General features: G+C 72.3%; 9 protein-coding genes. 7 read left to right on the top strand and 2 right to left on the bottom strand.

The features are described from left to right. Positions 1 to 148 precede the first annotated feature (148 nt). Positions 149 to 1,345, bottom strand: coding sequence for a helix-turn-helix transcriptional regulator (locus BU204_RS03915; protein WP_158073393.1), 1,197 nt, complete (start codon positions 1,343 to 1,345; stop codon positions 149 to 151). A 468-nt stretch (positions 1,346 to 1,813) separates the two neighbouring features. Between BU204_RS03915 and BU204_RS39875 the strand changes: the two genes are divergently transcribed. Beyond that, positions 1,814 to 1,972 carry a hypothetical protein gene (locus BU204_RS39875; RefSeq protein ID WP_158073392.1) on the top strand — a complete coding sequence of 53 codons (159 nt, stop codon included), beginning with the start codon at positions 1,814 to 1,816 and terminating at the stop codon, positions 1,970 to 1,972. A gap of 74 nt (positions 1,973 to 2,046) precedes the next feature. Here BU204_RS39875 and BU204_RS03900 read toward each other — a convergent pair whose 3' ends face one another. Further along, positions 2,047 to 2,721: a hypothetical protein gene (locus BU204_RS03900; RefSeq protein ID WP_143229292.1), complete on the bottom strand. Its 675-nt coding sequence runs from the start codon at positions 2,719 to 2,721 to the stop codon at positions 2,047 to 2,049. A gap of 145 nt (positions 2,722 to 2,866) precedes the next feature. Here BU204_RS03900 and BU204_RS03895 point away from each other — a divergent pair, with 145 nt between their 5' ends. The 6 genes from BU204_RS03895 (at position 2,867) to BU204_RS03870 (ending at position 11,912) form a co-directional block, all read left to right on the top strand. Next, on the top strand, positions 2,867 to 3,583 hold the full coding sequence (locus BU204_RS03895) for a response regulator transcription factor (RefSeq protein WP_075124128.1): 717 nt from the start codon (positions 2,867 to 2,869) through the stop codon (positions 3,581 to 3,583). Next, positions 3,561 to 5,084: a sensor histidine kinase gene (locus tag BU204_RS03890; protein WP_075124127.1), complete on the top strand. Its 1,524-nt coding sequence runs from the start codon at positions 3,561 to 3,563 to the stop codon at positions 5,082 to 5,084. The genes BU204_RS03895 and BU204_RS03890 overlap by 23 nt, the downstream gene beginning before the upstream one ends. Continuing rightward, entirely contained in the window at positions 5,081 to 6,880 is a 1,800-nt protein-coding gene (locus BU204_RS03885; RefSeq protein ID WP_075124126.1) for a glycosyltransferase family 39 protein, read from the top strand. Before BU204_RS03890 ends, BU204_RS03885 begins: the two co-directional genes overlap by 4 nt. 65 nt (positions 6,881 to 6,945) lie before the next feature. Next, on the top strand, positions 6,946 to 8,172 hold the full coding sequence (locus BU204_RS03880) for a glycosyltransferase (RefSeq protein WP_075124125.1): 1,227 nt from the start codon (positions 6,946 to 6,948) through the stop codon (positions 8,170 to 8,172). Positions 8,173 to 8,225: 53 nt separating this feature from the next. After that, positions 8,226 to 10,043 (top strand): ArnT family glycosyltransferase, encoded by a 1,818-nt coding sequence (locus BU204_RS03875; protein WP_075124194.1) that lies wholly within the window; start codon positions 8,226 to 8,228, stop codon positions 10,041 to 10,043. A 42-nt stretch (positions 10,044 to 10,085) separates the two neighbouring features. Beyond that, a complete protein-coding gene (locus BU204_RS03870; RefSeq protein WP_075124124.1) occupies positions 10,086 to 11,912 on the top strand; it encodes a hypothetical protein in 1,827 nt (608 codons plus the stop codon). Positions 11,913 to 12,001 lie beyond the last annotated feature (89 nt).

The following is a 12,001-nucleotide window of genomic DNA, read 5'->3' as shown; positions in this document are numbered from 1 at the left end:
CCACACTCCTCATCGGACGTCTGGCATAGGGTCGGCTGTCGACGCCACGACCTGAGATACTTTCAACGACTGGCCGGTGCTGGTCGGCGTCGGCTGCTCCCCGTTGGCACCGGCCACCGTCGCATGGGTGTACGGCCGGCGGGCTCCACTACTCGGTGCTCCGCAGGTCCCGCAGCAGTTCCCGGAACTCGACGCCGGCCGCCGCACCGCGCAACTCCTGCTCGAGCTCGGCGGCGACCATCAGGAGCGACAGGCGGCTCCGGCGGCGGCCGCCCAACGCCCGAACGCCCAGGGCCGAAGCCTCGTCGAGATCGCCCTGCCGCGCGGCGACGACGGCCAAGGTCAGCTCCGCCTCCGCCTGCCGCATCGGAGCGACGACCGTGCCGTCGGGGCCGACGCCGCGTCGGATCACCTCTTCGGCATTACGTCTGGCGAGCTCGTCCTCACCGACGATGCGGTAGGTGTCCATCGCGTAGAAGTCCCACTTGTCCGGATCGACCACGAAATGGTTGTCGGGTCTGTCCGGGTAAGGCAGTTCGTCCAACAGCACGCGGCCGTGTTCGAGCGCCTCGTGCACCTTCTCGGTCATCCCCATCCGCGCGTACGCCTTGGCCTGCTGTCCGTAGAGCTGCACGGCCACCGACCGCGATCCCGCGGCGGCGACTCCCGCGTCAGCCGTCGAGACGACCCCGCGAAGGTTGCCCGCGGTGAGTTGGAACCACGCGAGCATTTCCTGGGACCAGCCGACGATGCCGGGGTCACCGGCTTCCTTTCCGATGCTCATCGCCGTCCGGCGGGCCGCCTCGGCCGCGCGGATGGCGCCGAGGTCGTATTCCAGACATCCGACCAGCAGTGCGAGCATTCCTGCGTTGCGCAGGACGTCCCGATGCTGGGCCAGGGTCAGGCGGTTTTCCACCATCTCGGTCGCGCGACCCAGCCATGCCTTTCCGGTCGCGAGCAGCTCTCGGGCATCCGCGTGCGCGTACTCGCAACACAGCTGCTCGACCGTGATGGTGAGCGCCTCGACGGTCGCCGGATCAACCGCCGACGCCCGCAGCCGTCGCACCAACTCGAGCATGTCCATGCCGGCCGCGGCGGGCGGGAGGTCAGGGCTGGGCCGTCCGCCGCGGTCCAGCCGGCTCTGGCCGGGAAGGTCGAACCAGAGAAGGTGCTGCGGCAGGTGCAGAACACGCGCGTAGTTGCGGAGCGTCTGGAGGTTCTGCTCGGGCCTGCCGTTCTCGATCCTGCTCACCTGGGCCTGGGTGAGCCCGAGCCAGCGCCCGAGCAGCTCCTGGGTGAGCGCCGCGCCGAACGAACGCAGATGACGCGGGTGGTTCCGGTACACCCGGAAGACCTTCCCGATGTGCTGACTGGCGAAGGCCTCCCGGAACTCGGGCGTTTCGAAGAACTCATGCCGAAGCTCAGTGGGGGGCGTGCGGAGTTGGTCACGTTGCTCCCGGTGGCACCGGGCGCACAGGCGCGCGGTGTTGTCGGCCGCGAGCGGCATCCCACAACCAGGGCACCGTCGCGCGCCATGCCGCGGCGAACCGGACGCAGTCACGACGATCCTCCGGGTGGGCGGAGCCGGCTACTTTGCCAACCGTACCCGCGGGTCGAGGCCGCCACCATCGGGTGACGGGGGACCACGGGCAACGCCCGGAACTGGTGAACAGTCGCGCAGCGAATACCCATGCCAATCGGGACATGGAAACCCCGACTGCGGAACCCGACGCTGGGGACAGATCGGAACCACCAGGAGGATCGAGTGAACCTTTACGTGAACTCGTCGGTCGTGATCATGGATGGCTGCCCCATGGCGATATCCGTAGGTGGCGCCCACCACGCCCAGATCGTGTGCGGTTGGACCCCTCACCCTGTGCTCGATGTGGTCGTGGAGCGCGAGTCGCTGCGGGCGCTCGTCGAGTTGGGCACCGATGCGTTGGCCAGGATGACCTGTACCGAGGGCGAGTGACGGCGGTGACGCGTGCGGCCTCCGCCGGTACAGGTCAAGGGCCGGCACGTCGCCGGGCGCCGGCCCTTCGCCGTTCAGTTGTCGTTGGGGTTCTTCATCACCGGTGGGCCACCGTTGCCGTCCTGGGGCTTGGGGAGGACGCCGGCTTCGGCGATGGTGACGGCGCTGGCGGTGTCGCCGTCGGTGGTGGCGACGATCATGACCTCGTCGCCCTCGGCTATGTCCCCGGACATCTCAGTGTCCTCGTCGATGACGTAGGTGCGCTCGTAGCCGTCCTCGCTCTTTGCGGTGATGGAGTCGTCGCTGATCGCGGTGACCTCGCCGTTCTGGAACTCGCCGTGGGTGAGGTCGGACCTGGGGCCGGCCATCACCATGTTGCGGCCGGGACCGCCACCGCCGGGACCGGCGGTGGGGTCCTCGGTGGACCCACTCGCGGCGTAGATCGCGACGCCGCCGGCAGCGGCGATGCCGAGCGCGATCGCGATGGCGGCGATCGTTCGGCGGGTGGACCACCGGGGGCGGTGCTCGGGCGGCGGTGGGGGCGCACCCCAGCCGGCCTGGGACGGGGGCGGGGTGGCGGACGAGCCGGCGTCGGCATCGGGGCCGGCAGGGCCGGGGCCGGCAGTACCGGCAGGGCCGGAGTCGGCAGGGCCAGCGGGACCGGGAGTGGCGGAGCCAGCGGGGCCGGGGGTGGCGGTCGGTCCGGGTGGCGGGGACGAGGGCGAGGCGGGGTGGCGTTCGGTGTTCATGGCTTCCACCGTCGGGCAGGAAGCTGTGCGCGGGCTGTGTGCGATGTTGGCCCGCGCTGTGACCTTCTCACCCGTTCGGGTCCTCCACAGGGGATCCACAGGTTTCCCACAGGCGGCCCACACCCGCACCTCCCAGGATGTCCTCATGAAGAGCGAGCTGCGGCGTCCGGACGGACAGCCGGTTCGGGTGCTCGTCGTCGACGACGAGGCCACGCTGGCCGAGCTGGTGTCGATGGCGCTGCGCCTGGAGGGGTGGGACGTCCGCAGCGCGCTCGACGGCACCACCGCCGTCCGCACCGCGCGCGAGTTCCGCCCGGACGCGGTCGTCCTCGACGTCATGCTGCCCGACATCGACGGGCTCGAGGTGCTGCGCCGCATGCGGGCGGACGTACCCGCCCTGCCCGTGCTCTTCCTCACCGCGAAGGACGCGCTCGAGGACCGGATCGCCGGCCTCACCGCCGGCGGCGACGACTACGTCACCAAGCCCTTCAGCCTCGAGGAGGTCGCACTACGACTGCGTGCCCTCATGCGGCGCACGGGAATCACCGAGGCCTCGGCCGGTGCCACGCTCGTCGTGGGTGACCTGACCCTCGACGAGGACAGCCGCGAGGTGCACCGGGGCGGCGAGCCGGTCGACCTGACCGCGACCGAGTTCGAGCTGCTGCGCTACCTCATGCGCAACCCGCGCCGGGTGCTCTCCAAGGCCCAGATTCTCGACCGGGTGTGGAACTACGACTTCGGCGGGCAGGCCAACATCGTCGAGCTCTACATCTCCTACCTCCGCAAGAAGATCGACGCCGGACGAACTCCCATGATCCACACGATGCGGGGCGCTGGCTATGTCCTCAAACCAGCCGGCTGAGCGGCGCGGGCTGGAGGCCTGGCCGCTGCGGCGCCGGCTGATCGCCGAGCAGATCATCCTGCTGGCCATGGTCTGCGTCGTGATCGTGGCCGTCACCCTGCTCGCACTGCAGGCGTTCCTGCTCGACCAGCTCGACGACCGCCTCCGCACGGCCAGCGGGCGGGTGAGCACCGAGCAGCGCGAGCTGCCCAAGCCCGGGGGGACCCCGGTCCCGTTGCCGGACGCCAAGGTTCTCCAGCTGGAGGCCCCGAACACGCTCACCGCCGTGCTCGTCGGCGGGCAGGTGCGCGGAACCGCGCGGCGCGAGGAGGACGGCACCAACATCACCATCCCGTCCAGCACCTACTCCACCTTCGCGGCGCTGCCCGTCGACGGCGATCCCTACACCCGCGACCTCGGGTCGCTCGGCGACTACCGGCTCACCGCCCTGGCCGCCCCCGACGGCCGGGTCGTCATCACCGGCCTCCCCATGTCCGAAGTAGACAACACGTTGCTGTCCGCCGGGCTGATCCTGGGCGGCGTCGCACTGGCCGGACTGCTCGCCGCGGCCGGTGCGGGCGCGCTGATCGTGCGGCGCACGCTGCAACCCCTGCAGGTGGTCGCGATAACCGCGGCCAGGGTGACCGAGCTGCCGCTGGACCGGGGCGAGGTCGCGATCGTCGAGCGGGTACCGGCCAGGCACACCGACCCCCGCACCGAGATCGGCCAGCTGGGGCTCGCGCTGAACCGGATGCTCGGTCACGTCGACAACGCGCTCGCCGCCCGCCACGAGAGCGAGACCCGGGTCCGCCAGTTCGTCGCCGACGCCAGCCACGAGCTGCGCACCCCGCTGGCCGCCGTGCGCGGCTACGCGGAGCTGGTGCGGCGCAGCGGGGAGGCGACCCCGGAGGTGGCACACGCGATCGGCCGGGTCGAGTCGGAGTCGGCGCGGATGACCACCCTCGTCGAGGACCTGCTCCTGCTCGCCCGCCTCGACTCGGGCCGCCCCCTCGAGCACCTCCCGGTCGATCTCTCCCGGCTGGTCGTCGACGCGGTCAGCGACGCCAGGGTCGCCGGGCCGGAACACAGATGGCGCATCGAGCTGCCTGCCGAACCGGTGACCGTCGTCGGCGACGAGGCCCGGCTGCACCAGGTCCTGGCCAACCTGCTGTCGAACGCCCGCACACACACCCCACCGGGCACGACGGTCACTACCGCACTGTCTACCTCGGACTCCGAGGTCGAGCTCACGGTCACCGACGACGGCCCCGGCATCCCGGCCGGCCTGCTCCCGGACGTGTTCGAGCGCTTTGCCCGCGGTGACTCCTCCCGCTCCCGCGCGGCCGGCAGTACCGGTCTCGGCCTCGCCATCGTCGCCGCCGTGGTGCGGGCGCACGACGGCGAGGTCGACGTCGAGAGCGAACCCGGACGCACCGAGTTCGCCGTGTGGCTCCCGCACACAGGTGGCGCACAGCAACGGCCAAGCCGCCACCCAGGGGATCCCGAGACCGTGGAGGCATGACCACCCTCGCCCCTGTCCGGACCCGAACACGTGTCGGGCTCCCGGTCCTACTGCTGGGTACCGCCGTGCTGTACCTGTGGGGGCTCGGCGCCTCCGGTTGGGCCAACGCCTACTACTCCGCGGCCGCCCAGGCGGGTGCGATGGACTGGCAGGCGTTGCTGTTCGGCTCGACCGACCCCGCGAACTCCATCACCATCGACAAGACACCTGCCTCGGTCTGGGTGATGGGCCTGTCCGCGCGCCTGTTCGGGGTGAGCTCCTGGAGCATCCTGGTGCCACAGGCCCTGATGGGTGTCGCGGCCGTCTGGTTGCTGTACGCCGCGGTGCGACGGGTCGCCGGCGAGGCGGCGGGACTGCTGGCCGGCGTCGTCCTGGCGCTCACCCCGGTCGCGGTGCTGATGTTCCGGTTCAACAACCCCGACGCGCTGTTGGTGTTGCTGCTCGTGGCCGGTGCGTACGCGGTGACCAGGGCCACCGAGACGGCGAGCTGGCGCTGGCTCGCCCTGGCCGGCGTGTGCGTCGGCTTCGCCTTCCTCACCAAGATGCTGCAGGCGTTCCTGGTCCTGCCGGCGTTCGGCGCCGCGTACCTGCTGGCCGCACCGACCGCGCTGCGCTCCCGCCTCGCGCACCTGGCCGCGGCCGCCGGAGCGGTGGTCGTCTCCGGCGGCTGGTGGATCCTGCTGGTGGAGCTGTGGCCGGGTGAGCGCCCCTACATCGGTGGCTCCCAACAGGACAGTGTGCTCGAGCTTACCGTGGGCTACAACGGGCTTGGCCGCCTGACCGGCGAGGAGGTCGGAAGTGTCGGCCCCGGCAGCTGGGGCCGGACCGGCTGGTGGCGACTGCTCGGCGACGAGATGGGCGGTCAGGTCGCCTGGCTGCTGCCGGCCGCCGTGGTGCTCGGCACCGCGGCCGTGTGGCTGACCCGCGGGCAGCCGCGGACCGACCCCACCCGGGCCGCGCTGGTGCTGTGGGGAGGCTGGCTCCTGGTGACAGCGCTGGTGTTCAGCTACATGAACGGGATCATCCACGCCTACTACACCGTCGCGCTCGTGCCGGCGATCGGCGCCCTGGTCGGAGTGGGCGCGATGTCGTTGTGGCGCAGCAGGTTCGACCCGCTCGCCGGCGCCGTGCTGGCCGGTGCCGTCGCGATCTCCTCGATCCTGGCGTACGTCCTGCTGACCGACACCGCACTGCGCATCCTCGTGCTCGTCGGTGGCCTCGCGGCGGCGGCGCTGCTGTTGCCGACCGACCTTCCCGACCGGGCACGGAAGGGGGTTGCCGGGCTCGCCGCGGTCATGGTGCTGCTCGGTCCGGCCTCGTGGTCGGTGGCCACCGCCGCGACCCCGCACACCGGCGCCATCCCCGCGGCCGGGCCGGCCACGGCCGGCCCGGGCTCAGGTGGTCCGGGCGGCACCGCCGGACCGGGCGGCGGCATGGGCGGCCTGCTCGACGCGCCGACACCGGGCGCGGAGTTGGTCGCGCTGTTGCGGGACGACGACGGGTACACCTGGGCCGCCGCCACCGTCGGCTCCAACAACGCGGCCGGCTACCAGCTCGCCGGCGGTGCCGCGGTGATGGCCGTCGGCGGGTTCAACGGCACCGATCCCTCCCCCACGCTCACCGAGTTCCAGGCCCTCGTCCACTCCGGACGCATCCACTACTTCATCGGGGACGCCGGCATGTCCTCGACCTCCAGTGGCGGCAGCGACGCCGGCGCCCAGATCGCGGACTGGGTCGCGCAGACCTACCCGGCGGCCACGGTCGACGGCGTCACCGTCTACGACCTGGGCGCCTGATGCGCACAGCCTGCGCACAGCCGCCACACACGACCGGCCAAGCAGCGGGACCGATCGTGGAGCCCATGACGCTCACGCTGCCCAGCACCGGCCGAGGGCCGGTCGTGCCCGACGGCGACATTCCCGTCCTCGACGTCGTCGTCCCGGTGTACAACGAGGAGAACGACCTCGACCGCTGCGTGCGCCGGCTGCACGACGCGCTGTCTTCCTGGTTCCCGCACCGGTTCCGGATCACCGTCGCGGACAATGCGAGCACCGACGCCACCCTCGCGATCGCGCGTGGCCTCGCCGACGAGCTGCCCGAGGTGGCGGTGGTGCACCTGACCGAGAAGGGACGCGGCCGAGCGCTGCGGGCCGCGTGGTCCGCTTCGAACTCCCCAGTACTGGCCTATATGGACGTCGACCTGTCCACCGACCTCGCCGCGCTGCCGCCGCTCGTCGCGCCGCTGCTGTCCGGGCACTCCGACGTCGCCATCGGCAGCCGCCTGGCCCGCGGCGCGCGGGTCGTGCGGGGCCCCAAGCGAGAGCTGATCTCCCGGGGTTACAACCTCCTGCTCCGCGGGACGCTCGCCACCCGCTTCTCCGACGCGCAGTGCGGCTTCAAGGCGATCCGCGCCGACGTCGCCGAACGGCTGCTGCCGCACGTCGCCGACACCAGCTGGTTCTTCGACACCGAGCTGCTCGTGCTGGCCGAGCGGGCGGGGTTGCGCATCCACGAGGTGCCGGTCGACTGGGTGGACGACCCGGACAGCCGGGTCGACATCGTGGCCACCGCCCTCGCCGACCTGCGCGGCATCGCCCGCCTGGCCAGGACACTGACCACCGGCCGTGTCCCCATCGGAGCACTCCGCTCGCAGCTGGGCCGGGAGGCAGGCGTGCCGACGAGCCTGGTGCGTCAGCTCGCGAGCTTCGCCGTGGTCGGCGTGGTGAGCACGCTCGCCTACCTCGTGCTGTTCACGCTGCTGCGCACGGGAATGGGCGCACAGGGCGCGAACTTCCTCGCGCTGGGGGCGACAGCCGTGGCCAACACGGCGGCCAACCGCCGGTTCACCTTCGGCGTGCGCGGGCGCGAACGGGTGGCCCGCCACCAGTTCGAGGGCCTGCTGGTGTTCGCCCTCGGGCTGGCGCTGACCAGCGGCTCGCTCGCCGCGCTGCACAGCCTGACCGCGCCGGGGCGCGGGCTCGAGCTGGCGGTGCTGGTGGCCGCCAACCTCGCCGCCACCGTGCTGCGCTTCCTGCTGCTGCGGGGCTGGGTCTTCCACCCCGGGCGCCAGCGGGGAGCGCGGAGGTGACCTCGACCACGCCCGCCCACCGACCCCCGCGAACCCACCGGATCGAGGACCCCGTGACCGCCACGCTGAACCCCGCGACCCCCCATACCCACAGCCCTGACCGCGACGAGCCGGCCGCCGCCGGCCGTGCTCGACACCGGCCGCTGGTGTGGCTGATGCTCGCCGGGACCGCCGTGCTCTACCTGTGGAACCTCACCTCCTCCGGCTGGGCCAACAGCTACTACGCGGCCGCCACCCAGGCCGCCACCCAGAGCTGGCAGGCCTGGCTGTTCGGGTCGCTCGACGCCGGCAACGCCATCACCGTCGACAAGCCACCCGCCTCGCTGTGGCTCTCCGGGCTCTCCGGGAGGATCTTCGGCTTCTCCAGCTGGAGCGTCCTTGCGCCGCAGGCCCTCGCCGGCGTGGCCGCGGTGGGTGTGCTGTACCTCGCGGTGAAGCGGGTCGCGGGTCCGGGAGCCGGCCTGCTCGCCGGGACCGCGCTCGCCCTGACCCCCGTCGCGGCGCTGATGTTCCGCTACAACCTGCCCGACGCCCTGCTCACCCTGCTGCTCGTCGCCGGGGGGTACGCGGTGACCCGCGCCCTGGAGCGAGCGAGCTGGCGCTGGCTCGCGCTGGCGGGGGTGTTCGTCGGGTTCGCCTTCCTCACCAAGATGCTGCAGGCGTTCCTCGTGCTGCCCGGGTTCGCGCTCGCCTACCTCGTCGCCGCGCCGGCGACGCTGGGGAGGCGGTTCGCCCACCTTGGCGCGGCCGCGGTGTCGACAGTGGTCTCGGCCGGCTGGTACGTCGCGCTGGTCGACCTGTGGCCCGCGTCGAGCCGGCCGTACATCGCCGGGTCCACCAACGACAGCCTGCTCGAGCTGGCCCTGGGCTACAACGGACTCGGCCGGATCTTCGGCGAGGACGGCAACCCCGGTGGGGGCGGCGGGCGCGGCACCGCCTTCGGCGGCGCGACGGGGTTGGGCCGGATGTTCGGCGCGGCCTTCGGCGGTGAGGTGTCCTGGCTGCTGCCGGCGGCGCTCGTCGCGCTGGGCGCGGGCCTCTGGTTCACCCGGTACGCCCCCCGCACCGACCGCACCCGTGCGGCGCTGCTGCTGTGGGGTGGCTGGACGGCCGTGACAGCGTTGGTGTTCAGCCTGATGAGCGGGATCGTCCATCCCTACTACGCGGTCGCGCTCGCCCCCGCTGTGGTGGCCCTCGCCGCCATCGGCGCGGTGCAGCTGTGGCGGGGGCGCACCCACCGCCCGGCGGCGGTCACCCTCGCCGCGATGGTCGCGGTCACCGCGGTCTGGTCGTTCATCCTGCTCGATCGCACCCCGGGCTGGCTGCCGTGGCTGCGCTGGGTCCTCCTGGCCGGCGGTGTCGTGGTCGCGACGGTGCTCGCGGTCGGCACCCGGCCGGGTCGCTGGCTCGCCGTGGCCGCGGTCGTCGTCGCGCTGACCGGTAGCGGCGCCTACACGGTGGCGACCGCGGCGCAGGGCCACACCGGCTCGATCCCGATGTCCGGTCCGGCTGCCGAGCAACGGGACGGGAGGATGATGGACGGGCCAGACTCGGCCGGCGAGGAGCTCGGCGTGCTGCTCGCCGACACCGACACGACCTGGGCGGCAGCCACGGTCGGCGCCACCGCGGCGGCCGACCTGTCGCTGGCCAGCGGTCGTCCGGTGATCGCGATCGGCGGGTGGGACGGCGGCGACCCCGCACCCACGCTGGCCGAGTTCCAGCAGTACGTCGAGGAGGGACGGATCGCCTACCTCGTGACGACTGGCGACGCGAGTGGACCGGCCGGCGCGAACGAGATCGGACAGTGGGTCGCGGACAACTTCACGTCCACGACGGTCGGCGGGAGGACGGTGTACGACCTCCGATCGTGACCGGGCCGGTGTGGAGTGTGCGGGGTTTGGCACAGTAGCCCCGTGACGAGCACCGTGCTGCGGGACGACACGGAGTCCCCTACGCCCCCGGACGACACCTCCGAGCCCGCGCGGCGACCGGCCTGGCTGGTTGCCGCGCGCCGGTTCGCCGGCAGCCCGTGGCCGCCGCGGCTCGTCGCGCTGCTCGCGGCGCTCCCGGTCATCGCCACGCTGGTGGAGGTGAGCCGGGCCGGGCGCCTGCAGCACCTGGACTACCTGTACCAGATCACCCGGATCACCAACCGGGACGGCTCGATCAAGCCGTTCGATCTGCAGAACTACCTGTCCAACGAACACATCCTCGGTCTGCCGTCGCTGTTCTACTGGCTCAACATCCAGCTGTTCGCCGGTGACAACCGCACGCTCGGCGTGTTCGTCGTGGTCGTGGCGGCACTGACCGTGCTCGTGCTGGGGCGGGCCCTCCCGACGGGGCTGTCCCCGATGACGCGCGCCGGTCTGCTGGCCGCGGGCTCGGCGCTGGTGTTCAGCCTGCACGGACTGTGGAACTTCACCAGGGCGATGAGCGGTACGGCCTGGCTGACCGCGAACCTGCTCGTCGTGCTGTCCCTGCTGCTCGCCGTCCGGGGTCGGTGGTGGCCGGCCTGGTCCCTCGCCCTGCTTGGCAGTTTCACCTACGGCACCGTGTTCGCGCTCTGGCCGGTGCTCGCGCTGGTCGCGGTGCTGCGCCGGGAGGCCCTCTGGCGGCGGCTGCTGCCGCTGGCGGTCGGCGGGCTCATCGTCGGCGTCTGGCTGACCTACCGCCCCTCGGCTCCGCTGGCCGGTGAGCCGACCACCGACATCGGCAGCCTCGTCTACTTCTTCCTCGCCATGGTCGGCAAGATCTGGTCCTCCGACAGCGGTGCCCTCGCCGTCGTCGCCGGCGCCGTCCTGCTCGCGCTGTACGCGGCCCTGGCCTGCTCCCCGGTCGCCCGGGCGCGGCGGCTGTGGTTCTGGTGGGCGCTCGGCCTGCACGGCGTCCTCTGCGCCGGCATGATCGCGCTGGCGCGGGTCGACTACGGCGGCGAGATCGGCATGCACACCGCCCGCTACACCTCGATCTCGGTCCTGGTGTCGTTGCCGGCGCTCGTGCTGCTGGCCGCGGTGGTGCACGACCGGATCCGGGAGCGAGCCGGCGAGCCGGAGCGCGGACGGGTCGACCGGCAGGGCTACCGGATCGCCGCTGTGGCGCTCGTCGTCGGGCTGCTCGGCTACGCCCTCGGTGCCCCGGGCGCCGTCGTGGAGCGGACGGCGAACAAGATCCACCACGTCGAGGCGGTCGCCGTTCGGGGCGGGTTCAGCGACGCCTACCGGGTTTATCCACTGGCCAGCGAGCTCGCGCCGCGGCTGCGGGCGATGGGGCACTACCCGTTCACCGACGACTTCACCCTCGGCTGTGGCGGCCCGGAACTGGGCTCGCGGCTGGACCTGGCCGAGATGACCCCGCTGCTCCCGGCCAGGGGCAACAAGCGGCCACCGCACGCCGCCGGCAGGGTGGAACGGCTCGAGCCGCCCGACCCGGCGCCGTTCTTCGACGGCAAGCGGGTGCCGATCTTCCATGGCTGGGCGGCCGACGCCAAGGACCCGGTGCGCTGCGTCGTCGTCGTGGACGGATCCGGCACCATCGTCGGCGGCGGCGTGAGCGGGATCGTGCGCCCCGACGTGGCCCATCTCTACGCCGGCATCACGCCGAACGCGGGCTTCGTCGTCATCGGGCCGGTCGACACCGACAGCCGGATCGTCGTCCTCCACGAGAGCGGAACAACGCACTGGTTGCCGGCCGAGGTCACCCCCGGCCTCGACGGCGACTCCGCCGCTGGTCAGGGTGGCTGAGGAGCGGTCACGGCGGCAACGCACTCGATCGTTTCTTGAGCCGACTTGGAGACGGCCGGGCGAATCTCGGTTCAACGCCTAGCCCCAAG

It is taken from the genome of Actinophytocola xanthii (genome assembly GCF_001921205.1).
GTDB classification, from domain to species: Bacteria; Actinomycetota; Actinomycetes; order Mycobacteriales; family Pseudonocardiaceae; genus Actinophytocola; species Actinophytocola xanthii.
Note: the sequence above shows the minus strand (reverse complement) of the source record. Positions and strands in the feature narration are given on the sequence as shown.